Origin of the sequence: Terrisporobacter hibernicus (genome assembly GCF_020809405.1) — a bacterium.
GTDB classification, from domain to species: Bacteria; Bacillota; Clostridia; order Peptostreptococcales; family Peptostreptococcaceae; genus Terrisporobacter; species Terrisporobacter petrolearius.
On record NZ_CP081135.1, the window covers coordinates 3488324 to 3512421 of the forward strand.

A 24098-nucleotide genomic window follows, 5' to 3' on the forward strand; every position below is an offset into this window, starting at 1 on the left:
TAATATAAATTTGTGAGGTGGAAAAGATGGCTTCAAGTAGAGAGTATTTGGATTTTATTTTAGAACAATTATCTGATTTAGAAGAAATTTCATATAGAGCTATGATGGGAGAATTTATTATTTATTACCGTGGTAAAATTGTAGGTGGTATTTATGACGATAGATTACTTGTAAAACCTATTGATTCAGCAAAATCACTTATGCCAACAGCTTCTTATGAAGTACCTTATGAAGGGGCAAAGAAAATGCTGCTTGTTAATGATGTGGATAGCAAAAACTTTTTGACAAGGTTGTTTGATTCTATGTACGATGAATTGCCAGCACGAAAAAAATAGCTGTTTTAATGTACATGTGCAATGTTGTTGTAGGTTCAGCTATAATAATTTTAATTAAATTATAAACTAAAAAGATATAGAATTAGTATAATACTAGGCCCTATATCTTTTTTACTTGATTTTCAATAAAATATATTGTAATATTAGCTATAAAATAAAATATAGAAAATCAATGAAAGTATTGATAACAAGCTAATAGCCTATTAGAAAAAGGAGATTTTTAATGAAAATAGAAAAAAATATATTTATAAAAGTAGGACTTTCAGTAATAGCTCTATTTCTTATGATTTATTACTGGAAAAATATTTCGGCAGGAGTAAGAACGTTTATAGCAGTAGCCAACCCTCTAATAGTTGGGTGCATGATTGCTTATATTTTAAATATTATCATGAAGTTTTACGAGAAAGTATTATTTGAAAAATTTAAAAATGAAAGATTGATTAAGTTTAAAAGAACAATATCAATACTTTTATCAATTGGTAGCGTTGTGATTATATTTATATTAGTAGCAAGGTTAATAATACCTGAGTTAAAATCATCTATTGAAGTGCTTGTTTCTAGTATTCCGCCTTTTATAGATCACATGGTTAATTTATTAAATTCCAATCCTAACATACAAAACTTGTTGCCTAAAGATATAGCCAATTTTAATATGGATATGATAAACTGGAAAGAAATAATTGATAATGGTTTTAAGTGGTTTACTTCTGGAGCAGGAACTGTTATAGAATATGTGACTGGTGTCTTCTCAGTAGTATTTAATTTTGTAGTAGGTTCAATATTTGCCATCTATATATTAGGTGGAAAAGAAAAACTAAGTAATCAATTTACTAGACTAATAAACACATACACAAGTCCTAAAATAAGTGAAAGAACATTTTATGTGCTAAGAATAATTGACAAGAGTTTCCATAACTTTATAGTTGGACAATGTACAGAAGCTATAATACTTGGAACACTTTGTACAGTAGGAATGTTTATTTTAAAATTCCCATATGCACTTATGGTAGGAGTGCTTATGGGATGTAGTGCATTGATTCCTATAGCTGGAGCTTATATTGGTGCAATTGTTGGATTTATTATGATTTTTACAGTGTCACCAACTCAGGCAATGTTATTTTTAGTGTTTATAGTTGTGTTACAACAATTAGAAAATCAATTTATTTATCCAAAAGTTGTAGGTTCTTCTATTGGACTTCCTGGTATTTGGGTATTTGCAGCAGTTATGGTAGGCGGAGGATTGTTTGGAATTCAAGGAGTTTTATTTGGAATTCCTACAGTATCTGTTATTTATCAATTGTTGAAAACAGATTTGAATAAAAGAGAAGGAAGTAATACTTCTTTGGAATCAGAACAATTATCTATATAAAATACAATTAAAAGAGTATTTTACTATAATATACAAAAACAAAAAGTTGCTTTTCGAAGCAACTTTTTTACATATTAGGAAATTATAGTTAAATTTACGCTATTGATAAACTTTGGAATGAAGTTATACCAACTCATTTAGTAAGTGTAAAAAATGTATTTTTGAGCAACGGAGTTGCCTGAAGCGATAGCAAAGGCATCTCGTTGGCGATATGAGCGAAGCGAATTTTTTATTGTCTAAAGAACAATTAGCCTAAAGTATAAATTTTAATACTAATTTTATACTTGACTTTAAAACTTAAAAGGACTAATTTTAATACTGTAAATATATTTTATTAAAGGGGATGTACATATGGTAATAGTAAACATAACGTATACAGTTGAGTTGAAAAAAATTGAACAAAAACTAGAGGAACATATAGCGTTTTTAAATAAGTATTATGCAAATAACAAATTTATATGTTCAGGAAGAAAGAACCCTAGAACAGGTGGAATAATTTTATGTAACGCTGATAAAGAAGAAGTTAGTAGAATTATAAAAGAAGATCCATTTTATATTAACAAATTAGGTAATTATGAAATTATTGAATTTGAAGCATCAAAAATTAACAAAGAATTAATAACTAAGGAACTAGAAAATTTATAGAGAATATAAATAAATTTTCTTTTTATTACAGATATTTTTGTTCTTAATATACGTTATTTTTTATAATATTTGAGAGCTATGATAAGTATAAAATTAATACCTAAAATAGTAAAATTGAAAAGATATAAACCTAAAAGAAAAAAGTATAATAAATATAGATAAAGGCCAATTTACACTTTTTCTGTAAAAATGCAGTATGGTCTTTATCTATATTTATCTAAAAATTCTTTTTGAATAGGCTCATATCGTTTATATGACCTAACAACAACTTTTCCTTAAAATCGTCTATTTCTAATTTATCTAAATCTATCTGCTCAAATATATCTAGTTCATTAAATCTATCCTTATTCATGTAATCACCTCAAATATATTATAAACTACTTTTTTATTACTTTTGTAGTTTTAAAATATCATATATATATACTAAAATAAGAGAGGTTTATAAATATCTATTTTTATATTTATAAATAAAGGATAATAGTGTTATTTCCTTTAATATAATTAATAGTACATTAGTAAAAAATCTAACAAATAAAGAGTATATGGAGGAGATAGTTTGAAGAAATATATACTTATATTATTTTGTATTTTATCTACAGTTATTTTAATAATTGGATGTCAGACAAAAGAAGGTACCACAACAAAATACTTAAATACATTTAATGAAGGTCAAAAAATAGCTAAAGAAAATAGATATTCTTTAAAAAAAGATAAAAGTGAATACGATTTAGAATTAGATATTAAAGACGATCATGTATTTTCTATGATTGTATCATCATGTAAAGAAGGTGGATATGATGAAAATATTATTGAAAAAAACAAAAATAATTTTAAAATTAGTACATATCAATTAAATGAACATTCTAAGTTCAATGATGGAATTGTAACATTGTCTTTAATAGTTAGTGAAAATAATTCTATTATTGGTGCCTTTTTAAATTATGAAGGATATACTCCTAGCATTACCTCAGTGAAATTCACTGAAAACTTAATTAAAAAATAAAACCACTTATATTTTAAAATTAAGTTTTTTTAATAATTCTATTGCATTATATAATTTTAGGTTTTCTATATTAAATTTATTTGATACAGAAGTAAATTTGTAACTAAATTAAGTCAAACAGTTAAAATAGCAACTCCATATGAAATAAGTAATCATTCAACAGGTGTTATAACGATTTATATTCCAGATAGATAGGGGGATTTTTTTATGAAGAAAAATATAATAAAAAAAATATTACCATTAAGTTTACTTTTATTAATATTAGTTTCTTGTAATAAAAATGAATTGAAGGATTCTAATATTAAAAATGAAGAAGAAAAGTCTAATAAAATTATATCATTAGAAAAAGACCTAAAATTTCCAAATGATTCGTCAAAAAATTATATAAATTATTATGATGAAGTAGTCAAAGAAACAAAGGATATGGAAAATAAATATGAATTTGATATAAATTTAGATGAAAAGAAAATGATAATGATAAAGAACTTATCAAAAGAATTTATTTCAGTTGAAATAGAAGATCCAAATGGAACTACATATGATAATGCAAATCAAAAATCTAAAAGTGAATATAATTTTGATTTTGTATCCCAAAAAGGTTTATATAAAGTAAAAATCAATTTATCTGATAGTAAAAAAAGTAAGTTCGATTTGTATATAGTTAATAAGTAAAATAGTATCATTTAAATTGTAACATATACATTATTTAAAAAGGAGAAATCTATATTATGAAAAAGAAATACATATATATTTTTTTATTTGCGATATTTCTAATTGGGGCCAGTTTTTACTATCGTTATGAGATATATCCTTATCAATGGAATGAGGCCGAAAAGAGTTTTCAATTATACATAAAAGCACAACACGTAGATAAAAATAATATAGAAAGTATAGAAAAAACAAAGGATAAAAAAACTTCATCTATAGCATACTTAGTTAAGTACAAAGACGATAAGGATTTGACATATGTATATAGTTATAATCGATTTGATATAGTTCATCAGTATAAAATGAGTTTAGGTATTGATAATAAAATGGGTAATGGAATAGATGATGAGAAAATTCCTCATAAATATCCAATTTTAGAAAAAGAAAATAATAAATAAAAAAGATTCTATGGTTTTTGGGAGACTATTTTTTATGTATAACAGTAATACTCGCAACTTTTACCATTTCATTTTTACAGTAAGTACAAATGATCTCCAAAGTAATACCTACTTTATAACATAAAATTATCAAGAAGGAATTAATCACAACATACCACTATATAAAATATATCAGGCTCTCATTATCCAAAGTTTAAATACATCATAACACTCAGTGCCTTAAGGGTTTTACTAACACAAGTCCAGTTCATCGAAACTGATTTCAAAACATTAATTTTAAAACATTAATTTTAAACAAAACAACATAAAAAATATCTAAAAAATCGTGAATTTGAATGCTTAACTGACAATCCTACTAACATATATGTGTATTTAAATTATACTACCATATTATAACCTAGTAATATAGTAATTTAAAATCAAAAAAGGCATGAAGCACTTTCTTTTGTGGCTCAAAAATAAGTATATAAATTCTCTCACTGATGCATCTACAGACTATATTTTTTTATTAAACTCTAAATGTGTTTTTAGAGTATAGTGTATTCTATTTTCTAATAAGTAAATTTTTTGCTCTTTTTCTCAATTACAACCGATTCTATAAGAGCTACTATGAATACTATACAAAATAATATGAATAGTACCTTAACAGGCAAATCAAAATAGTATTTATTTAGCATACAAAATATTTCAAATATAATTAAAAATATTCCACTTCTATAATAGATTTTGGAGTAAAATTTTATATATCCATCTCTATCTTTGATTCTTCTGGAATATACTAATACATATTTTTCTATATCTTTAGTTTCTTTTAACTTATTACTTCTATTAAAAAACCAAATAACCATTAATATAGTTATAATTGACATTTGTATCCCCTCCCTTTTTAAACCTATTAATCTTATTATATCAAATTTTTTAAAAATAAAATTCACTTAACAAATCTTTAAATTTTACTTTAGGAACTAGTTATGTATCTTACATCTAGTAGAAAAGCCCTTAGAATCTATTTAATTGAATTCTAAGGGCTTTTCTACTAGATATCTTAAATAATAAGTTTTTCTATTAATTAATGTATTCTCCTTAGTTTCAGGAACTATCGCTATTTCTTCTAACTGTTCCACTTCTTTATATGTATTATTTACACGTTCCACAAGCTATTTTTTATTTGTTTTATTTAGCCATGGAACATTTTCTTCCATGACTATATATTTAAGAGTGCAAACTATTAAATATATAGATATATATAAAAGTAACTTGATTAGCTCAAATAGTAACAATATAATAATTTATGAGTCTTATAACAATACTCATAAATATAATTGGAGGTAATATAACATGGATATAGAGGTAATAATATTAGATCTTATTAAAACAATATTAGCTACTGTTGTTGGTGGATTCATATCTATATGCTATTCAAAAAATCAAGATAAAGCAAAAATTAAAAATGAAATAAAATTAAGTAAATATAATGAATTTGAAAAGTATTATAACGATATGTATACTCTTATAGAAAAATTAAAAAACGAGATAAGCCAAATAAAAAAGCTAAGTGATAATTATGAAAGTAATAAGATTCTGGATTTAATCACGAATTCTTTTGAAACTATAAAAAAAATTAAATATAAGTCGGCTGAAATACATAATTTTATAAAATTCAATAAAAAAATATTAAATTTTATAAATAATCCTTATGATAAAATTTTAAAGGATATAGAAGATATATATTCGTCATTTTCTAAAGCATCAAATTTAATTTTAGTTAGTGATAGTTTTTTTAGATGTTATATGCCATCATATCAGGATTTTAAAAGCGAGATTAACGAAGTAGTTAAACAAGAGAAAATAAAATCTATATATAATGATATGGAGACTTTTAGAAAAGATTTAGAAGACAAGACCATTAATATATATTTTGAATCGGAGATCACCAAATTTGAATTAGAAGTTGCTAAATCAGATATTACTGAAGGCTCATCTATATAACCATAAAATTTGTCCCCCACTAAATTAAACTTAACCTATTTTAAGTTTAATTTGTCTCTTTACTTTTGAAAAATATAATATTTTTTTAGCATTCTGATTTCGTTTTTTGTTTTTGAAATAAGTTTTGAGTAGGCGAAAAACTTACAAGGTTTTAAATTTTCAAAATCAAGTTTTAAAATTTAAAGTTCTCTTCTTTTACTGTCGCATTCTTCTTCGCTTTCTTTCCTTCCTTATTCAAGCTGCATACGAATTTTGACGGATGTGTTTTTTGTTATTAGGTTTTTATTTTAATTAAATATCATATTCGTAATACTTTTGTTATTAATAAGACCTATGTTTCAAGACCTTATTAATCACAAAATACCACAATATAAAGTATATCATGCTCTCATTACACCAAGTTTAAAATACATTATAACCCCCAATGCCTTGAGGGTTTCACTAACACAAGTCCAGTTCATAGAAACTGATTTCAAAACATTAATATTAAACAATTAAATAAATATGTTTTGCATAAAGTTTAAATCTGCTACTATAACTCTTATAATAGCTACCTAATGTTAATTATATAAAGGGGGACTAAAAATATGAAAAGAAAGATATTTTCTATATTAATTTTTTCTGTCACATTACTATTAATTGGCTGTTCATCATCTAAGGCAAATTTACCTTTGCACGGATTTTATCAGAGTGATCCAGTAAATGGATATCATGTTCAAATTTCATTTAATAAAACAGACAATAGTTTTGTTGAATATATTGATAATAGAGAAGTTGATAAAGGAGTGTATGAAATTTTAAATAAAGATAATACCTATAAATTAAGTAGTGATAGACAAAATTTTGAAATTAGTTTAAAAGAAGATAATTCTTTTGATTTAACTATTAATCAACTAAATAAGGGTAAACCAATAAATATGAAAAATATAAGTGATATGCCATCAAGTTTTGGAACAGAATTTGATGATATTGAAGAATATAAAAAATTATTAGACTAATAATTCCATTAGTTCTTTTAACAACTGTAGCTTAGTGTATACATTGAAAATACTAGGATACAGTTGTTTTTTGTTCTTAGTCTTTTTAATTAAATCTTCATATTAATTATTATTTTTTTTACTATTAATTGATATATAAGATCGCAAATATTTAAGATTATTAATCCAACACTATATACTTATCCTGTTTGAATATTTCTTTTTCTATCATTGTCGCGGTATATTGTTATTAGTGTTACAATTTGGTTTGAGGCTATGCTTCCATGGTTAAAGTTGTATTTCATAATGATACTTATAAATAAAACCAACACCATATATAAACATTTAAAACTAAGTTTGAAGGGAGGTTTTAATATTAAATTAAAAATAATTAGCATATGTATGATAGTAATATCAATATTTATGATTGGTTGTAATAAAACAAACAACAAGTCAACTGATACACCAAGTAACGTATCAACAAAAACCGAAAAAAATGAAAAAAGTGATATTGAAAAAATAAGAGAAAAATTGTCTGCTGCTTCAAATTATGGAGAGTCTAATCCAATAGAACGAACTATGAAAAAATCTATTGAATATACAAAAAAGTATTTGCCAAAAGATATTAAGAAAGTAAAAAATTCTTATAATTCTCATACTGGAGTCACAAAAGTGATATATGAATCAGATAATCTTTATTATAGTGCAACATATATGCATCCATTCAAAGAAGATGGAAATAATGTAGATGAATATGATTTAGAAAAAACGGTAGGTATAACCTTATGGGTAAACGATCATATGCCAAAATAATTTGATGAAAGAGTATATCAGACTCAAAAATGGTTAGATACTAGATATGCACTTAATCCTAATTGGGTCCCGGTGGATTTATAGGTACATTTGATCCTAAAACTAAAGAAGAAGTAAAGAAATTCCAATAATCAGCAGGTCTATCTGGCAGTGAGGTCAATAGTATAGTTGATAAGAAAATATTTAAATCTCTTTTAAATATGGATGCGTCAGTTCTGTAAATTAATAAAAGAAGACTAGAAAGTTGTTAACCTTCCTAGTCTTTTTTTATTTCTTCTAATTTTTTATTTTCAATATAAACTATATCTATTAATAAAACTATATTAAGACATCCAGCTACCAACAATTCTAGGTGAACGAGGTGTTGATTTTATGTTTGTATCAGCATATCCCGTTTTACCTTGATAACCACTTTTAATTAAAACATAGGAACTTGCTGGGGCTACTATGCTAAGCACCTAATTAGTAAATAATTTTGTAATATTATTGCACTATTTCTTTGCTGTAATCTATACCTGCTATTGAATCTTTATGTATCTCTTTAATACTTTTATCATTAAAGTCTTCTCCATAAGACAAACCTACTCTAAAGTTTCCTTTATCTGATTTATAGTATATATACTCTTTACTAACCTCTTTGTCTAATATAGATTTAACTTTTTCAATATCATCTGGAAGTACTTTTTTTATTAATTTTAAAGCCTCTTCATAACTTATTTTAGTTGGATTTTCTTCTGAGGTATATGTAAATTCTAATAATATATCTTTATAAGAAATATCATTTTTTATAGAATCAGCAAGATGAACTTCAACTTGATTTGTATTCTCACCAGAATACTTAAATTCATCATAAGTTAGTTTTTGTTTATCTACCTTTGCATACCTCTCATTAATTACACCATTATCAATTTCTTCATTTTCATCCCCTATATATGGTATTTCATTTTCACCTATATCTTTATTCATATTACACCCTGTAAATAATATCGAGCATACAAATATCATTGCTATAATATTTTTCTTTATATTCATTTTTTATCCCCCTTTGTTTTAACTATTATTTTCCTACTCATCGTTACCCATTTTAAACTTTCTATTAGATTTAAGCTTAGCAATCAACGATACTTAAATTGTGATTTTCAAATACTTTTATAACTACTAAATATAGTATATCACTATTTTTAATTATACGTTGTAACGCCTTTTCTCCAATACCAAGTTGTTCACATATATCCCTTAACCCCTAAACTATTATTTGAGGGTAATGCCACTGTGTTTAAGTATTGCCAACGGTTTAAGTTACTTTTGTATCAGTAAATGCCTATAAAATATAATCAACATATTTAAAATATAATTAACATATTAAATATAAATTAAGCTGGTATTTTATCATTATGAAAAAAACAATGAAATCTAAACTCATAGTTTTTTCATTAATAATTTGTTCAATGTTTAATGTTTCATTTAAATTAGCCAAAGCAGGGAGTTCAAACAAATCACAAACTCTTAAGTATAAAGTATACTGGAGACCTGCAAATAAAGAGCAAATATAAATTTTTTATTAATTAAAGAAGTAAATCTATGAAATTTTTTCTCAAACAGAAAGTTATAATAATACTGATAAGTATTATAACTTTCGCAACTTTATATTATAAAAGTTATGGCTTTTCTTTAAACATGTACTCACTTTTATTTATAGTTATTTACTTAATAATGCTAATATTATTTATCAAATATAATAAATAATCATCTATCAGCATAATCTTAATATTTATAGAGATCATACACACCCTCTTTATGGGAACACAAGTCCTGATGTACTTTCTGCTTTCTAAACATACATTAAATTAGGCTTTCTGATACAATCAAATTGACAAATATTTAATATTATAAATACTTTAAGGGGGATATAGTATGAGAAAATGTTTAAGATGTGATGAAGTTATGGTTGAAGATTATATGTTAAAGACTGAAAATATTACAGCGTGCGCATCAGTAGTGCTTGGAAAAGGAAGTGGAATTTTTTCGGATACAAAGGGTAAGGTAAAGGCTAGTGTTTGTCCAAATTGTGGTGAAATTTCAATATTTATTGATGAATTAGAAAAAGTTAAGTAACAAATGATTTTAATAAAATAGGAAGAAGTTTATTAGTGCTCCACAAATACCTAGTGACATAATATTCCTAATTTATTTATATTAATATATTTACCCATATTATTTTGTTGATTTAATATTGACTTATATATATTTGGTGTTACAATTTAATTGCTATAAAGCAATATGGTATTAGTGAATTCTTTAAATGCATTTCTTAACTTATAAAAATATATAAATTAAAAGTTACATTTAAGAAAAAACTATATGATTTGGCACAAGACAATAAAAATAAAAAAAAAGAGGGAATATAAGATGAATATAGTAGAAAGAATTGAAAACTTACGCAAAGTTATGCAAGAAAAAAACATCGATGCTTACATAGTTCCAACTGCTGATTTCCACCAAAGTGAATATGTGGGAGAGCATTTTAAATCTAGAAAATTCATCACTGGATTTTCAGGATCTGCAGGAACTGCAATTATAACAAAGACTGAGGGTCGCCTTTGGGTAGATGGAAGATATTTTATACAAGCTGCTAAACAACTTGAAGGAACTACAGTTGAGTTAATGAGAATGGGTGAACCAGAAGTTCCAACTATAGAAGAATATTTAAAAGAAACATTAAAATCTGGAGAAACACTAGGTTTTGATGGTCGTGTAGTATCAGTAGGAGAAGGCCAAGAATATGAAAAAATAGCAAAAGCAAATAATGCAAAAGTTGATTATAATGAAGACCTTATAAGTGAAATTTGGAATGATAGACCAGAGCTTTCAAAAGAACCAGCATTTGCATTGGATGTTAAATATACAGGTGAATCAACATCAGACAAATTAAAAAGAATTAGAGAAGAAATGGATAAAGCAGGGGCATCTATTCATGTTCTTACAACTTTAGATGATATATGTTGGACATTAAATATTAGAGGAAATGATATTGAGTTCTTCCCACTAGTTCTTGCATATGCAATAATCACTAAAGATACTGTTGAGTTATACATTGATGAGAGTAAATTAAATGATGAGATGAAAGCAAATCTTGCTAAAGACTGCGTTGTACTTCATCCATACAATGATGTATATGAAGATGCAAGAAAAATTGGAGAAAATGAAGTTGTACTTCTTGACCCATCAAAAGTAAACTATGCTCTTTATAACAATATTCCATCAAATGTATTAAAAGTAGAACAAAGAAATCCAGAGATTTTATTTAAAGCTATAAAAAATCCAGTGGAGATTGAAAATATCAAAAAAGCACAAATTAAAGACAGTGTTGCCCATGTAAGATTTATGAAATGGTTAAAAGAAAATGTGGCAAAAACTAAAATTACTGAAATTAGTGCATCTGAAAAATTAGACCAACTTCGTGGTGAAATGGGTGATTTTATACGCCCAAGTTTTGAACCAATATCTTCTTTTGGAGAGCATGGAGCAATAGTTCATTATACATCAAGCCCAGAAACTGATGTTGAATTTAAAGAAGGAAGCTTATATCTATCAGATACAGGTGCAGGTTTTTATGAAGGGTCTACTGATATAACAAGAACTTTCGCTCTTGGGGAAATTTCACAGGAAATGAAAGACAACTTTACACTAGTAGCAATCAGTAATATGCAACTAGGAAGTGCTAAATTCTTAGAAGGATGCACAGGTATGACACTTGATATGCTTGCAAGAAAACCGTTCTGGGATAGAGATATGAACTTCAACCATGGTACAGGTCACGGTGTGGGCTATCTTTTAAATATTCATGAGGGTCCAACAGGATTCCGTTGGCAATACCGTAAAGGAGAAATAGAACCATTCCATGCAGGTATGATCATAACAAATGAACCTGGTATATATATTGAAGGTTCTCATGGTATACGTTTAGAAAATGAATTACTTTGTAAAAAAGGTAATAAAAATGCATACGGACAATTTATGCATTTTGAAACAATAACATTTATTCCAATGGATTTAGACGCAATTAATCCAGATATAATGACAGCTGAAGACAAGAAACTATTAAACAATTATCACCAAGAAGTATTTGAAAAAATATCACCATTCTTAAATGAAGAAGAAACTGAGTGGTTAAGAAAATATACAAGAGCAATCTAATTAATAAATACACTTTTCAGTGATCCATCGCTGGAAAGTGTATTTTTAATTTACTCAAGTCTAATGCTATTGTTATAAAAAAATAAGTACGTAATTGTTATATATTGTGAAATAAAAGGTGTTATAATACTATATATTAAAAATGACTTAATAAGCATTTTTAATAAATTCAAATATATTTTATTCATTAGGTAAAGAAATTAGGGAGAGAAGTATGTACATTGAAAAAATATTAGAGAGCATAAAACTCTCATCTAAAAAGGTAGAGATATTACCTGTTGAAGAAACTGTATTAAGGCAAATTTCAAATACTTTTAAAATTAAAGAAGATAGTCTATTTGGTAATATTGTGCTTAATACAGGAGGACTTGTAATAGATAATTGGATTAGAATATACGGAGCAGGAAAAGCAAATTTTTTTCAGCGAAATGTTAAGTTTCCATATAACAATTTATTAGTTGCTGAAGATATTCTAGGTGGCTTATTTGCTTTGATTGATAATGGTAATATAGGATATTTTGCACCAGATACTTTGACATGGGAAGACAATGATTTAAGCTACTCTGAATTTATATATTGGGCATTACATGGTGATACAGATACTTATTACCAAGATTATCGTTGGAATATGTGGCAAAATGATATTGAAAATGTAGATATAAATAATGGTGTATCATTTTATCCTTTTCTTTGGGCAGAGGAAGATAGTTTTGAAAAAAGAGTACGTAAAGAAATACCAATGGAAGAAATAATACAATTTCAATTTGATATGGCAAGTAGACTTGATTGCTAAATCATAGATTACATAAAAATTAATGAGGTGAAATATTTGAATAAGAAAGAAAAATTTAATAAGTATCTTGAAAGTAATCGTCTAGTTTCGATAATGAATAATACTAAATGGAATGAGTTTAGAGATGCAATGATTTATGACATGCCATTTGAACCACCATACATTTTGAAGACTGTTTTTGAAGAAGAAGATTCTCAAGATTATAGTGATTTTAACCAGGATGTAGATTATATGGGAAATTATGATGAAGAGTCATTTGTATATTTAGATTATTATGTGATTGAATGGATAAAAGTAAGGCCCAGATATTATGAAGAGACAGGTGGAAGATTAGTTTCAAAGAAAGTGTTGCATGATGCTGAAAAAGAATTTGTTGATATTTTAAATAAATATAATATCCCATATGAACACAACAATGGGGAATATGTAATTAGAGGTTATATAAGAGCAAAAAAATAATAAATATAGGTTATATTAGTTATATTGACATATAAAATTGGATGTAGCTATATTTTAAAGGAGAAAATATGAGTAGTAATTTGAATAAGGAAGAAAGCTTTGTTATAGAATGTGAATCTCCCAATAATAAATGGATTACAGTTTTTGAAGATGATGGAGAAACTAGCTATATGTATTTATGTAGTTTGAATGATAATGGTGAATTGGATAAAATAGTTGACCATTTATGGATTTATAATCAGATAGAGCCTCCAATTGAAGATTGTAAGGAAGTATTTATTATATGGTCAGATGATTCAAATAAAACGGGATTAATTGTAGATGGAGAATGTTGGGGAATATTTGACTTGTGCAATAAACGAAAACTAAATGCTGTTAGAGAAAAAAATACAATTGTCTCCATAGAAATAGAAGTGTGGGAAAAAGGTATTAGAGATAATGAAGGTGAACTTTTAAAATTAGGAGATGAATGATTCTCAAATTTAATTCACCAATTAATTAACAAACTTTTTAAATGAATTAGGAATAGATATCAATGGTTGTATATAATGAGGATGACATAGTGAGATTAGAAGTATTTGGAATGATAACCTTAAATATATTAATTCACAATTTTAATAAAATGCCAATTAAAAGAGCATCAAGATAAGATGCTCTTTTTTATTTTATAGATTTACATATTTTTATTGCTCAGGTTAAATAACACCAAATCTCAAAAACAATACATTGCTACCACAATAGAGTTCTATACATATAAATCAAATAATAATTTATATATGAGGGGGTGTAAAATGAGTGATAAAAAATTAGAAGAAAATCTTGGTGGGGTATTAAGATTTATAATAAAAAATTTTGGGAAAAATTCATTGTTAGACTCTACTCATTTAAGTGTGATGATAAATGAATTAAGACCAAATTTATCTAAAGAATCTGCATGGCTAAAAGAAGCTTTGGACCTGGGCATAGGAGAGATCCTTTTAGACAAGAAAAACACCAATGACTTAAATAGAAAAATAGCCCTATGCAAAGCAAGACTTATAATGGAAGAGAAGCATATTCCCAAAAAAAGAATAAATTTTATATTGGAAAATTTGAAATATGGTTTAAAATGGCCACAATATATTAAAATAAAAGATAAAAAAATAGAGAAGTGTTTACTAAAAGGTAATTTAGAACAGGAAGAAATATTTGAGGAGCTTTATGATACTAACCAAAACAGTCAAATGGAAAATAACTTTTCACACAATGAAAATAATATAAATTCTCAGGATTACGAAATAGATTTACTAAAAGACTACCAAGAAAATGACCCTAGTTTAAGCTCTGCAAACAAAAAACATAATTACATAATTCCTTTACTTATAGTAGTTTTTATAGGAATTATAGGTACAGCGATTTTTATAGGTTTAAACACAAGTCAGGTAAATGTAACAGAAGTCATATTTGATATAGATTACAAAAAAGATGAGTCTGTATATGTTTTTAAAAAAGGGGATTTTATAATAATGAATTTGGCTCTTGATAGTGATAAAGAGGAAAAGATAGATGAAAATAATCTTTCTTATGTTGTAGACGACACCTCCATTTGCAAAGTAAGTGATGAATTTGATAAATGTAGAATAACAGGTATAGGTGTTGGAACTACTACTATTCATGTATACTATGGTAACCAGGTGATAAAAAATATTCAGATAGCCTTTGAAAATTAGGCAAATCAATCACATGAGATCTTAATTATATTTACAAAATAATAAATACAAGGTATATAACGGGAAAACATATGATAATTTCCACAGAAAAAATATAATAGAAATACTTTTGTGAAAACCACAGACTAAAAAATTATTTAGGCTAAAATAAAAATAACTTGAGATAGTAAGCCATTGATATAAAGTCAGTGGCTTTTCTGCTACAATTAAGAGATAAATATGAGTTTATGAAGGAGAAATATATGGAAGTAACAAATTTATTGGATATTAAAAATAGAGATGAATTACGAAAATGGTTAGATGAGAATCATAAGATAGAAAAAGAGTGTTGGGTGATTGTTAAAAGAGGTAAACCTAAAAATGATGAGGTTTTTTGGTACTTGGACGCAGTAGAGGAAGCTATGTGTTTCGGTTGGATTGATAGCACTTGTAAGAAGGTAGATGATGGACTTACTGCTCAACGTTTATCACCACGTCGTAAAAATAGTTCATGGACTGAATTAAATAAAGAACGTTGTCGTAGGCTAGAAAAAATGGGTAAAATGACAAAAGCAGGCAGAGATATTCTACCAGATATGTCTATTGCATATTTTAAAATAGACGAAAAAATAATAGATTCTATAAAAGAAAATCCTATTGTTTATAAGAACTATAAATCTTTTCCGTCTTTATATCAACGAGTAAGAATAGATACAATTCAAGCTTATAAAAAACAACCCGAAGTATTTAATAAGAGACTAAAAAAATTTATAGAAAATACTGAAAAAGGTGTTATGTATGGTGAATGGGATGATAATGGGAGATTACTAGAATACTAAATTCCAATTTATCCATGAGATTTATTTATACTATACTTAAAATTATGGTCAATAAAAGGGGGACTTTATGAATAAAGGCAATCATAGATTTGATTTTAACTGTTCTAAAAATACTTTGATTACTGAACTGGATAAACTGAAAGTTGTAAATGCAGACAATTCTACTGATACAAATTTATTATGTAGGAGAATTAATAACAAAATAAAATTTATGCTATATACAAATAATACGCCTGGAACCTATGCTACTCATAAAGGAGTTTTAGACACATATAATTTTGAAGGGGAAATATTTGAAAAGGAGTCTACATCCTATATTTCAGGAAGTTTTAAAAGTGGCTCAGGCACAAAATTTTTTATTGTTTTTGGATTTATTTTCTCTCTTATGTTTCCCATCATGGGTATTTTTGATGGATTTGTAGTGAGAGAGCTTTTATTTGTTCCTGCAATCTTCCTTGGTTGTATGATTATTTTTAAAAAGAATAATGAGAATAGATTGTTAAAGAAGATTAGAGAATTTGAAGAAAAAGTTAATTTACATATTTAAAGAAAAACTAGGTTTAACCTAGTTTTTTATACAATTTGGACTATTACTTTCATTTAGGAATGTATCCTTTGGAAAGAATTTGAATGAAAATTGTAATGAAAAATGGGCAAAGTCATGTAAATAAATAGGAATTTGGATTGGAGGTTAAAGTATGAATTTGTGGATATTATTAATAGAAACTGTAATTATAACAGTGATTTTCAATTTAGTTATATTTATTCCTTTATGTAAAAATCCGGTTTGGTGGATTCATGATTATCCAAAAGATATTCAAGAAGAATATTTTAAAACTCATGAAAGAATACCAGCAGAACCATTAAGTAAAACAGCTATAGTTAAGAAGGGGATATTTATTTTCATTGGTTTTATAGTACTTGTTGGACTAATGAGTTTAGCACAGGCAAAAACTTTTCTAGATGGTTTTTTAGGAAGCTTTTTTATTTGGTTTATAATTAATGTTTGGGATTGTTTCTTTATGGATTGGATTTTATTTGCTAATATTAAGGTAATAAGATTACCTGGTACTGAACATATGGATAAAGAATATCATCAAAAAAAGTATCATTTTGTTCATGGGTTAGTAGGAATATTAGTAGGTATATTCCCATGCCTATTTGTAGGAGTAAGCATTTTATTAATTAACTTATAAATTCAAAATTGTAGGGTAATTATTTATACAATAGGAGGTTATATGAAGAACAGAATTACTTGAGCAAAGGTTTGGGGAAACAGATAATTAGGGATTTAGTTTTAAAAATAAGCAATCATACTAATGCAAAGCGAGTTATTGTTCAACCAGAAAAGGAAAATAAATCCTCTTGCGGTGTATTGCTATCCTGCGGATTTGAATTTGATAATCACAATGAAATATACATAAAGGTATTATGAGTATAGATAATACAAATTTATTATGTAGGATTTTAAATTATAGAAAAAATAAATTTTTTATGGAATGATAAATTCCAATTTACAGAACAAACGTAAAAATAGAAACTTTAGGGAGGGAATAATTATGGAACCAAGAAAATTACTGGATGCACTTTTGATTGCCGAAAGACTAAAAGATGAGACTCGTCATTGCTATACGTCTAAAGGTAGACACGAAAGTGTAGCCGAACATAGCTGGATGATGACTTTAATGGCTTACTTTATGAAGGATGAATTCCCAGAAGTAAACATGGATAAAGTTATCACAATGTGTATTATCCATGACTTGGGAGAGGCGTTTACAGGGGATATTCCTACTTTTGAAAAGGTACAAGCTGATGAAAAGACAGAAAAAAATCTTCTGTATAGCTGGGTAAATTCTCTTCCTGCTAAATACGCAAAAGAAATGATTTCACTTTATGAAGAAATGGCAGAACGCAAAACTATAGAAGCCCAAATTTACAAAGCTATTGATGGACTTGAAGCTTTAATTCAGCATAATGTTTCTGATTTATCCACTTGGATTCCGAGAGAATATGAATTGAATAAAACTTATGCGGATGACAAAGTTGCCTTTTCAGAATATCTTACAACATTAAGACAAGCAGTTCGTGAAGATACTTTTAAGAAGTTAGGAGAGATATGATAAATTTTAATTTGACTGCTAAAGTTATAAAAAATTTAAGTTGTTATTAAACATACATTAAAAAGATATAGAATTAGTATAATACTAAATCCTATATCTTTTTACTATTCATACTATTTTATTTTTGCCATATCTTTTTTATTACTTATTAGTTTAAATACAAAAAACACTCCACAGATTACAGACGATAATAAAAGAATTCCCTTTTTCATGACTATCTCTCCTTATAAGCTTTATTTACTTAATTCTATATGAAAAATGTTATAAGAAAAAGACTGTTTTTTATCGGAATTTTTAGATATAATGATAATGATGGGGTTTTATGTCGACCCTTTAGACCTATGCTAAATAAAAATGTTTTTTAATTATATAGTTAAAGAAGTATATCTAAAAAATTAACAAAGCTAGCCTATGAGGCTAGCTTTTATTTTACCCAAACCTATTAATAATGCGAAATGAAAATGTTTTTGATACCATATAAATAAACAAGAAAATTTATGATTATAAAATATACTAAAATTTGATATACAAATATAGATTTAATCATAGGAAAAGAGGAATCACATATGAACAAACTAAAACAAATACTCGTATCACTAATAACAAATCCAATACTGCTTATAGCATATGGTTTTTTCTTTTATAAACTAGCTGAAATTTGCAAATATGGAAGACACAATTACAATCTTCAAATATTAATACTATTAACTGTATTTTTTATACTTGTTATTATAATTACATCTACTAAAATTATAAAAAATAAAAAGGGCAATCTAAGTAAACTAGCAACATCAAAACCTTGGAAATACACATCTATAGCATTAATAATTGCAATTACATCCTTCTATGGATACAACATATACAAAAGTTCAGTAAATTTTGGTGGAAAACTTTCATGGCTTATACTTAGAGCAAAAACAGAAAGAAGTGTTGAATTTGAACACAATAATTTTTACAAATATGGTGTGGAAGGAATTTTTAATGATATAAATGAAAAATATCCTCTGCCAAAGAAATTATACATAAGCAATGAGTTTCAGCTACAGTTTAACTCTGATGGAAAAATTACAGATTTATACGCCTTTGTTTATGGTAAAAATAAAGATGGACAGGAGAAGAGTTACCTCATAACTTATGGCAACAAATCAAATAAAATGACTATAAGACTTGATGGAGTAGTAAATGCTGACTACGCTGAAGACAAATTATTAGATCCTTTAGTAGAAACAGTAAGAGCAATTAATATAAAAAAATCCTACTTGAAAAATAATGAAAAAGAATATGGACTACTTTATAGTGGAAAAAGAAGCTGGGGATATAACACAACAGGGCTTATAAATATTTATGAAGATGGCCATGAACTTAAGCTAGAGGATATATACAACATGTATTTAGAAGAATTTAGTGGAGAAATAACTGGGTATAGCGTATCTTTATACATTCCAAATAAGAAAGAAGAGATAACGCCTTTTAGATATAATTTAATAAATGATACAGACTGGAGTAAAAGTCAAAATATTCTTCCTGGAGATAATCCTAATAAGGAAGAAGAAAAACCTGATGAATTCAATAATCCTAATAAATCAAGTAAAGAGGAATTTCACTTATCAAATAAAATAGGATATAAACTAAATCCTGTGGATGCAGCCCTTGGAAGTACTTTTTATGAACTAATAAAGACTACTGATGGTGGTGTTACATGGGAGAAAATAAATGAAAACCCTTTTGGAGATGCTGTTGGAAGCATATATGGTATAAACTTTATAAATGAAAAACTTGGATTTGTAGTTACTGTAAATAAATCTGGTGATAGTGCAACACTATATCGTAGTGAAAACGGAGGAAAAACATTTAAAAAGGTGGAATTTAATCAAGAGGAAGAAGAATTAGAAGGTGGCCTTACTACAAGTATTTTTGATTTTCCAACTGTGCCTTACAAAGAAGGTGGCGTATTAAAAATGATTGTAGGACAAGGTCAAGATGGTGACTATAAAGGGGATAAAGGTGTACTATTCGAGTCAAAAGATAATGGGAAAACATGGGGAAAATCACAATCAACAATATAATAATACTTTTATATAAGTACCAGAAATATTAAATCTGAAAAAAGGGAGAATATTATGAAGTACGAATATGAATTTAGTTTTGATGATTATGTATCTTATTTAAAAATGAACTTCAAATTAATGAAAGGGAAAAGCCTAATTGATAAAACACTTATAATAAGATTTGCACTAATTTATATATGCATAAGCTTAATACTAAGATTATTAGAGCTGAAAGTTCTATGCAATATATTTGTAATAGTTGTAGGTGCTGTGTTTATTTTTTCTTCTATTATATTATCAAATCGTGTATTATCAAATAACCCAAAGATCTTTGCTAAAATAATGGCAAAAAAGAATCCGGATATAATATATGTCAAAAGAATACTTGAAATAAAAGACAATGAATTCTTACTTCATGGCGCATCATCTGTTAAAGTTACAAGTGTAGAGGACACAAAAGATATAATGATGGATGAAAATATTATTGGTATAGTATCAAGTGAAAATATATTATGTGCATACGTTCCTCTTAGTGTTCTGGGAGATGAAAAGGATGATTTTATAAAAATGTTAAAAGGCATGATAAGTGAAGGTCATGTATCTAATTGAAATATAAAATAAAAATTAGGAGGTAAATATGCCATTTTTTAATTATAAAAATAAGAAAGTATATTACGAAGAAATTGGAACGGGAAAGCCGGTATTACTATTACATGGAAACACAGCTTCATCAAATATGTTTTTAGATGTAATTGAATCATATACATTAAATTATAAGGTTATTTTAATTGATTTTTTAGGGCATGGAAAGTCTGATAGACTTGAAGAATTTCCAGTTGATTTATGGTTTGATGAAGCACAACAAGTAATTTCGTTTTTAAAAGAAAAGAAATATAATAATGTAAATTTGATTGGCAGTAGTGGTGGTGCACTAGTTGCAATAAACGTTGCATTAGAAGCACCGCAGTTAGTTGATAAAGTAATAGCAGATAGTTTTGAAGGGGAAAATCCGTTAAAAGAGTTTACTAAAAATATAATTAAAGGTAGACAACTTTCTAAATATGATGAAAATGCTAAAATGTTTTATAACTACATGCATGGTGATGGCTGGGAGAATGTAGTTGATAATGATACTAAAAGTATAGTTGAACATGATAGAACTATTGGGAAGTTTTTTCACAAACCTTTAGAAACTCTTAAACCACAGATTTTATTAACAGGAAGCAAAGAAGATGAATTTGTATGCTCTATAAATCCTAACTATTTTCAAGATATATATGGAGACATGTTAAGAAAAATTGGTCATGGAGAAATTTACTTATTTGAATCAGGTGGTCACCCTGCTATAATTTCTAATAAAAATGAATTTGTACAATTAAGTAAAAGGTTTTTTGAGGAGTAAATTTATGGTATAGTTAAGGTAAGAAACATTAATATAGCCAACAAAGTTTAGATCACATAAATAGTGTTAATACTTATACTTGAGGTGATTAATATGATGTATATATTATCAATAGTGTACGTGTTAGTACTTATTTATTTCATAGTATCAATTGTTGGACTATTGACAATTTGTAGATGAAATTAATATATAAGAAAATACAGGGGATAAACTAATGGAAAAAGAGATGGATAAAGATGAGATTTTAAAAATAATGCAAAGACAAATGATCGTATTTTTAATTTTACTTATTGCAGTAGCTGGGGGATTTATATATTTTAGTCATCAAATATCTGAATTGCAACTTAAGGTGAGAACTATAACTCATGAGTTAGATTATACAAAATATAGGGTTGAAGAATTAGAGAAAAAACAATAGGATTAAGAAAAACTGGTCACAAAAACTAAAATAACTAACTAATATTAAATATATTGGTTAGTTATTTTAATTTTGAGTTTTTTAATAGGCAATAGAATAGAAATAATAGGGTATTTAGTTATAAAAACCACAATGTTTTAGGGGGAATATACCATTTATAACCAAATCGTAAGTTGAAATAATAATAAAAGCTAGCTACAATTACTAAGGTGCTATAATAAATTTCAATTTGTATTAAAATATGAAAAATTATTATACGAAAATAACTAATATGAAAAGAGGTAGCTATATGTCTAAAGCAGTACAATCAGCATCTATATTGTTTATTGCTACAATAATATCAAAATTTGTTGGATTATTAAGAGATCAGGTTATTGGATATGTATACGGTATAGGTGTTATAGCTGAGTCATATTTTATGGCGTTGAATATTATAACAGTGGCCTTTATAGCATTGCTAGGCGTTGCTATTCAAAGTACATATATGCCAATCTACACAGAGGTAGAAGGTAAAGAAGGAAGACAAAAAGCTTTGAAGTTTACAAGTAATATTATAAATATTATATTTTTAGTATCATTTATCGTAGTAGTTTTAGGCTGGTTTTTTACAGAGCCACTAGTTAAATTATTTGCAACTGGTTTTAATGGAGAAAAACTCCAACTTACAATGCAATTAACAAGAATTATTTTGTTTTCCGTGGGCTTAGTATGTATAACATACGTACTAAAAGCATATTTGGAAATACATGACTATTTTCTAGTTACAGGATTAATGCCAATTCCATATAATATTTCTATAATAATAGCTGTTTTACTTAGTAAAAGGTTTGGCATGGAAATTTTGGCATATGGAACTGTATTTGCATTTTTTGTTCAAATGGTATTTTTGATTCCATTTTGCTATAAAAAAGGATTTCGATACAAATTTAATATAAATTTACTTGATAAACATGTAAAACAAATGGGTTTAGCTATAGGTCCCATATTAGTAGGTGCATCAGCATATCAAATAAACAGTTTGGTAGATAAAAATCTATCATCTTTTTTACCTACAGGATCTGTAGCAGCATTGAGTTTTGCATATAAATTAAATATATTTGTTATAGGAGTGTTTGTTGCTTCCATAACAACAGTAATGTATCCCATATTTACTAAACTAGGATCAAACAAAAATTTAAAACAACTAAAGATTACATTATGTAAATCTGTAAATTCAGTTATATTAATAACTATGCCTATTTCTGTTGGTGCATTTATATTATCTGAACCTATAGTAAAAATAGTTTTTGAAAGAGGTGCATTTGACCCAACTGCAACTATTATAACAGCCCAAGTATTATCCTGCTATGCTATAGGTATGGTTGCAAGTGGAATGAGAGACATTCTAGTAAGGATATTTTATTCTTTGCAAGATACTAAAATCCCAATGAAAAACAGTATACTATGTGTTATATGTAATATTTTATTCAATCTAATATTGATTCAAACAATGAAAGTTTCAGGACTGGCATTAGGTTCAAGCCTGGCTGCAATAGTAGCTGTATGTTTTTTAATGATTCAACTTCGAAAGAAAATAGGAAAGTTTAATGCAATGAGTATTTTTACAACACTTCTAAAAACATTTGCAGCATCATGTGTAATGGCTTTTATAGTATTAAAATTATTTGCAAAAATATCTTTAATTAGTGAATTTTTAGCATTGGCAGTTTCTGTTGGTATAGGAGCAATTGCATATAGTATAATCGTATTAATTTTAAAAGTTGATTCAACTGATTATGTTATTGATATAGTTAAATCTAAAATAATAAAATAAAGAAAAAAGAACATAACAGTTATATGAATTAATAGGAATTTTATAACTGTTATGTTTTTTGAATTAATATCAATAATGCATAAT

At 26.6% G+C, this 24098-nt stretch carries 29 protein-coding genes; 24 read left to right on the forward strand and 5 right to left on the reverse strand.

Annotated elements, in window-relative coordinates; genetic code table 11:
- The first annotated feature begins 26 nt into the window (after positions 1 to 26).
- From JW646_RS16860 to JW646_RS16870, 3 genes are all read left to right on the forward strand, one after another.
- A complete protein-coding gene (locus tag JW646_RS16860; protein WP_148556582.1) occupies positions 27 to 335 on the forward strand; it encodes a TfoX/Sxy family protein in 309 nt (102 codons plus the stop codon).
- A 223-nt stretch (positions 336 to 558) separates the two neighbouring features.
- Positions 559 to 1704, forward strand: coding sequence for an AI-2E family transporter (locus JW646_RS16865; RefSeq protein WP_228415740.1), 1146 nt, complete (start codon positions 559 to 561; stop codon positions 1702 to 1704).
- Between the two features lie 351 nt (positions 1705 to 2055).
- Positions 2056 to 2349 carry a YciI family protein gene (locus JW646_RS16870; protein WP_148556584.1) on the forward strand — a complete coding sequence of 98 codons (294 nt, stop codon included), beginning with the start codon at positions 2056 to 2058 and terminating at the stop codon, positions 2347 to 2349.
- A 217-nt stretch (positions 2350 to 2566) separates the two neighbouring features.
- Here JW646_RS16870 and JW646_RS20165 read toward each other — a convergent pair whose 3' ends face one another.
- Complete coding sequence (locus tag JW646_RS20165) at positions 2567 to 2701, reverse strand: hypothetical protein (protein ID WP_255701439.1); 135 nt, start codon at positions 2699 to 2701, stop codon at positions 2567 to 2569.
- Positions 2702 to 2905: 204 nt separating this feature from the next.
- Between JW646_RS20165 and JW646_RS16875 the strand changes: the two genes are divergently transcribed.
- The 3 genes from JW646_RS16875 to JW646_RS16885 all read left to right on the forward strand — a co-directional run bounded on the left by JW646_RS16875 (position 2906) and on the right by JW646_RS16885 (position 4458).
- Positions 2906 to 3352 carry a hypothetical protein gene (locus JW646_RS16875; RefSeq protein WP_228415741.1) on the forward strand — a complete coding sequence of 149 codons (447 nt, stop codon included), beginning with the start codon at positions 2906 to 2908 and terminating at the stop codon, positions 3350 to 3352.
- Between the two features lie 207 nt (positions 3353 to 3559).
- Positions 3560 to 4024, forward strand: a complete 465-nt coding sequence (locus JW646_RS16880; protein ID WP_228415742.1) for a hypothetical protein — start codon at positions 3560 to 3562, stop codon at positions 4022 to 4024.
- Between the two features lie 56 nt (positions 4025 to 4080).
- A complete protein-coding gene (locus JW646_RS16885; RefSeq protein ID WP_228415743.1) occupies positions 4081 to 4458 on the forward strand; it encodes a DUF3139 domain-containing protein in 378 nt (125 codons plus the stop codon).
- 551 nt (positions 4459 to 5009) lie between these two features.
- Here the strand turns inward: JW646_RS16885 and JW646_RS16890 are convergent.
- Both JW646_RS16890 and JW646_RS16895 read right to left on the reverse strand, forming a co-directional pair.
- A complete protein-coding gene (locus tag JW646_RS16890) occupies positions 5010 to 5327 on the reverse strand; it encodes a hypothetical protein (RefSeq protein ID WP_228415744.1) in 318 nt (105 codons plus the stop codon).
- 141 nt (positions 5328 to 5468) lie between these two features.
- The gene (locus JW646_RS16895; protein WP_228415745.1) at positions 5469 to 5612 is read right to left on the reverse strand and encodes a hypothetical protein; all 144 of its coding nucleotides are present in this window, start codon (positions 5610 to 5612) and stop codon (positions 5469 to 5471) included.
- A 184-nt stretch (positions 5613 to 5796) separates the two neighbouring features.
- Between JW646_RS16895 and JW646_RS16900 the strand changes: the two genes are divergently transcribed.
- From JW646_RS16900 to JW646_RS16910, 3 genes are all read left to right on the forward strand, one after another.
- Positions 5797 to 6447 carry a hypothetical protein gene (locus JW646_RS16900; RefSeq protein ID WP_228415746.1) on the forward strand — a complete coding sequence of 217 codons (651 nt, stop codon included), beginning with the start codon at positions 5797 to 5799 and terminating at the stop codon, positions 6445 to 6447.
- A 587-nt stretch (positions 6448 to 7034) separates the two neighbouring features.
- Positions 7035 to 7445: a hypothetical protein gene (locus JW646_RS16905; RefSeq protein ID WP_228415747.1), complete on the forward strand. Its 411-nt coding sequence runs from the start codon at positions 7035 to 7037 to the stop codon at positions 7443 to 7445.
- Positions 7446 to 7826: 381 nt separating this feature from the next.
- On the forward strand, positions 7827 to 8237 hold the full coding sequence (locus tag JW646_RS16910) for a hypothetical protein (protein WP_228415748.1): 411 nt from the start codon (positions 7827 to 7829) through the stop codon (positions 8235 to 8237).
- Between the two features lie 323 nt (positions 8238 to 8560).
- Here the strand turns inward: JW646_RS16910 and JW646_RS20170 are convergent, their stop codons facing one another.
- Together JW646_RS20170 and JW646_RS16915 are read right to left on the reverse strand one after the other, a co-directional pair.
- Positions 8561 to 8695 (reverse strand): hypothetical protein, encoded by a 135-nt coding sequence (locus JW646_RS20170; RefSeq protein ID WP_255701441.1) that lies wholly within the window; start codon positions 8693 to 8695, stop codon positions 8561 to 8563.
- A gap of 25 nt (positions 8696 to 8720) precedes the next feature.
- A complete protein-coding gene (locus JW646_RS16915) occupies positions 8721 to 9269 on the reverse strand; it encodes a hypothetical protein (protein WP_228415749.1) in 549 nt (182 codons plus the stop codon).
- Between the two features lie 882 nt (positions 9270 to 10151).
- On the opposite strand from JW646_RS16915, the gene JW646_RS16920 reads away from it, so the two are divergent.
- The 15 genes from JW646_RS16920 to murJ all read left to right on the forward strand — a co-directional run bounded on the left by JW646_RS16920 (position 10152) and on the right by murJ (position 24014).
- Positions 10152 to 10352 carry a hypothetical protein gene (locus JW646_RS16920; RefSeq protein WP_228415750.1) on the forward strand — a complete coding sequence of 67 codons (201 nt, stop codon included), beginning with the start codon at positions 10152 to 10154 and terminating at the stop codon, positions 10350 to 10352.
- A gap of 294 nt (positions 10353 to 10646) precedes the next feature.
- Positions 10647 to 12434, forward strand: coding sequence for an aminopeptidase P family N-terminal domain-containing protein (locus JW646_RS16925; RefSeq protein ID WP_228415751.1), 1788 nt, complete (start codon positions 10647 to 10649; stop codon positions 12432 to 12434).
- Positions 12435 to 12648: 214 nt separating this feature from the next.
- Positions 12649 to 13227, forward strand: coding sequence for a DUF2625 family protein (locus JW646_RS16930; RefSeq protein WP_228415752.1), 579 nt, complete (start codon positions 12649 to 12651; stop codon positions 13225 to 13227).
- A 27-nt stretch (positions 13228 to 13254) separates the two neighbouring features.
- Positions 13255 to 13686: a DUF6678 family protein gene (locus JW646_RS16935; protein ID WP_331478032.1), complete on the forward strand. Its 432-nt coding sequence runs from the start codon at positions 13255 to 13257 to the stop codon at positions 13684 to 13686.
- A gap of 68 nt (positions 13687 to 13754) precedes the next feature.
- On the forward strand, positions 13755 to 14159 hold the full coding sequence (locus JW646_RS16940; RefSeq protein WP_206923692.1) for a DUF2251 domain-containing protein: 405 nt from the start codon (positions 13755 to 13757) through the stop codon (positions 14157 to 14159).
- A 318-nt stretch (positions 14160 to 14477) separates the two neighbouring features.
- Complete coding sequence (locus JW646_RS16945; RefSeq protein ID WP_228415754.1) at positions 14478 to 15395, forward strand: hypothetical protein; 918 nt, start codon at positions 14478 to 14480, stop codon at positions 15393 to 15395.
- A 227-nt stretch (positions 15396 to 15622) separates the two neighbouring features.
- Positions 15623 to 16213 (forward strand): YdeI/OmpD-associated family protein, encoded by a 591-nt coding sequence (locus JW646_RS16950; RefSeq protein WP_331478033.1) that lies wholly within the window; start codon positions 15623 to 15625, stop codon positions 16211 to 16213.
- 67 nt (positions 16214 to 16280) lie between these two features.
- Positions 16281 to 16760 carry a hypothetical protein gene (locus JW646_RS16955; protein ID WP_228415755.1) on the forward strand — a complete coding sequence of 160 codons (480 nt, stop codon included), beginning with the start codon at positions 16281 to 16283 and terminating at the stop codon, positions 16758 to 16760.
- Between the two features lie 151 nt (positions 16761 to 16911).
- The gene (locus tag JW646_RS16960) at positions 16912 to 17409 is read left to right on the forward strand and encodes a hypothetical protein (RefSeq protein ID WP_228415756.1); all 498 of its coding nucleotides are present in this window, start codon (positions 16912 to 16914) and stop codon (positions 17407 to 17409) included.
- A 363-nt stretch (positions 17410 to 17772) separates the two neighbouring features.
- A complete protein-coding gene (locus JW646_RS16965) occupies positions 17773 to 18333 on the forward strand; it encodes an HD domain-containing protein (RefSeq protein WP_228415757.1) in 561 nt (186 codons plus the stop codon).
- Positions 18334 to 18899: 566 nt separating this feature from the next.
- On the forward strand, positions 18900 to 20399 hold the full coding sequence (locus tag JW646_RS16970; RefSeq protein ID WP_228415758.1) for a WD40/YVTN/BNR-like repeat-containing protein: 1500 nt from the start codon (positions 18900 to 18902) through the stop codon (positions 20397 to 20399).
- Positions 20400 to 20453: 54 nt separating this feature from the next.
- The gene (locus JW646_RS16975) at positions 20454 to 20990 is read left to right on the forward strand and encodes a hypothetical protein (RefSeq protein WP_228415759.1); all 537 of its coding nucleotides are present in this window, start codon (positions 20454 to 20456) and stop codon (positions 20988 to 20990) included.
- 28 nt (positions 20991 to 21018) lie between these two features.
- Complete coding sequence (locus JW646_RS16980; protein ID WP_228415760.1) at positions 21019 to 21783, forward strand: alpha/beta fold hydrolase; 765 nt, start codon at positions 21019 to 21021, stop codon at positions 21781 to 21783.
- 214 nt (positions 21784 to 21997) lie between these two features.
- Positions 21998 to 22201, forward strand: a complete 204-nt coding sequence (locus tag JW646_RS16985; RefSeq protein WP_228415761.1) for a hypothetical protein — start codon at positions 21998 to 22000, stop codon at positions 22199 to 22201.
- Positions 22202 to 22442: 241 nt separating this feature from the next.
- Positions 22443 to 24014 carry a murein biosynthesis integral membrane protein MurJ gene (murJ, locus tag JW646_RS16990; RefSeq protein ID WP_228415762.1) on the forward strand — a complete coding sequence of 524 codons (1572 nt, stop codon included), beginning with the start codon at positions 22443 to 22445 and terminating at the stop codon, positions 24012 to 24014.
- The last annotated feature ends 84 nt before the right edge of the window (positions 24015 to 24098 follow it).

What these genes read in the sequence shown, in the direction of transcription:
- JW646_RS16860 (WP_148556582.1), top strand. Translation starts at nt 27, where the DNA reads ATGGCTTCAAGTAGAGAGTATTTGGATTTTATTTTAGAACAATTATCT.
- JW646_RS16865 (WP_228415740.1), top strand. Translation starts at nt 559, where the DNA reads ATGAAAATAGAAAAAAATATATTTATAAAAGTAGGACTTTCAGTAATA.
- JW646_RS16870 (WP_148556584.1), top strand. Translation starts at nt 2,056, where the DNA reads ATGGTAATAGTAAACATAACGTATACAGTTGAGTTGAAAAAAATTGAA.
- JW646_RS20165 (WP_255701439.1), bottom strand. Translation starts at nt 2,701, where the DNA reads ATGAATAAGGATAGATTTAATGAACTAGATATATTTGAGCAGATAGAT.
- JW646_RS16880 (WP_228415742.1), top strand. Translation starts at nt 3,560, where the DNA reads ATGAAGAAAAATATAATAAAAAAAATATTACCATTAAGTTTACTTTTA.
- JW646_RS16885 (WP_228415743.1), top strand. Translation starts at nt 4,081, where the DNA reads ATGAAAAAGAAATACATATATATTTTTTTATTTGCGATATTTCTAATT.
- JW646_RS16890 (WP_228415744.1), bottom strand. Translation starts at nt 5,327, where the DNA reads ATGTCAATTATAACTATATTAATGGTTATTTGGTTTTTTAATAGAAGT.
- JW646_RS16900 (WP_228415746.1), top strand. Translation starts at nt 5,797, where the DNA reads ATGGATATAGAGGTAATAATATTAGATCTTATTAAAACAATATTAGCT.
- JW646_RS16905 (WP_228415747.1), top strand. Translation starts at nt 7,035, where the DNA reads ATGAAAAGAAAGATATTTTCTATATTAATTTTTTCTGTCACATTACTA.
- JW646_RS16910 (WP_228415748.1), top strand. Translation starts at nt 7,827, where the DNA reads ATGATAGTAATATCAATATTTATGATTGGTTGTAATAAAACAAACAAC.
- JW646_RS16915 (WP_228415749.1), bottom strand. Translation starts at nt 9,269, where the DNA reads ATGAATATAAAGAAAAATATTATAGCAATGATATTTGTATGCTCGATA.
- JW646_RS16920 (WP_228415750.1), top strand. Translation starts at nt 10,152, where the DNA reads ATGAGAAAATGTTTAAGATGTGATGAAGTTATGGTTGAAGATTATATG.
- JW646_RS16925 (WP_228415751.1), top strand. Translation starts at nt 10,647, where the DNA reads ATGAATATAGTAGAAAGAATTGAAAACTTACGCAAAGTTATGCAAGAA.
- JW646_RS16930 (WP_228415752.1), top strand. Translation starts at nt 12,649, where the DNA reads ATGTACATTGAAAAAATATTAGAGAGCATAAAACTCTCATCTAAAAAG.
- JW646_RS16940 (WP_206923692.1), top strand. Translation starts at nt 13,755, where the DNA reads ATGAGTAGTAATTTGAATAAGGAAGAAAGCTTTGTTATAGAATGTGAA.
- JW646_RS16945 (WP_228415754.1), top strand. Translation starts at nt 14,478, where the DNA reads ATGAGTGATAAAAAATTAGAAGAAAATCTTGGTGGGGTATTAAGATTT.
- JW646_RS16950 (WP_331478033.1), top strand. Translation starts at nt 15,623, where the DNA reads ATGAAGGAGAAATATATGGAAGTAACAAATTTATTGGATATTAAAAAT.
- JW646_RS16955 (WP_228415755.1), top strand. Translation starts at nt 16,281, where the DNA reads ATGAATAAAGGCAATCATAGATTTGATTTTAACTGTTCTAAAAATACT.
- JW646_RS16960 (WP_228415756.1), top strand. Translation starts at nt 16,912, where the DNA reads ATGAATTTGTGGATATTATTAATAGAAACTGTAATTATAACAGTGATT.
- JW646_RS16965 (WP_228415757.1), top strand. Translation starts at nt 17,773, where the DNA reads ATGGAACCAAGAAAATTACTGGATGCACTTTTGATTGCCGAAAGACTA.
- JW646_RS16970 (WP_228415758.1), top strand. Translation starts at nt 18,900, where the DNA reads ATGAACAAACTAAAACAAATACTCGTATCACTAATAACAAATCCAATA.
- JW646_RS16975 (WP_228415759.1), top strand. Translation starts at nt 20,454, where the DNA reads ATGAAGTACGAATATGAATTTAGTTTTGATGATTATGTATCTTATTTA.
- JW646_RS16980 (WP_228415760.1), top strand. Translation starts at nt 21,019, where the DNA reads ATGCCATTTTTTAATTATAAAAATAAGAAAGTATATTACGAAGAAATT.
- JW646_RS16985 (WP_228415761.1), top strand. Translation starts at nt 21,998, where the DNA reads ATGGAAAAAGAGATGGATAAAGATGAGATTTTAAAAATAATGCAAAGA.
- murJ (WP_228415762.1), top strand. Translation starts at nt 22,443, where the DNA reads ATGAAAAATTATTATACGAAAATAACTAATATGAAAAGAGGTAGCTAT.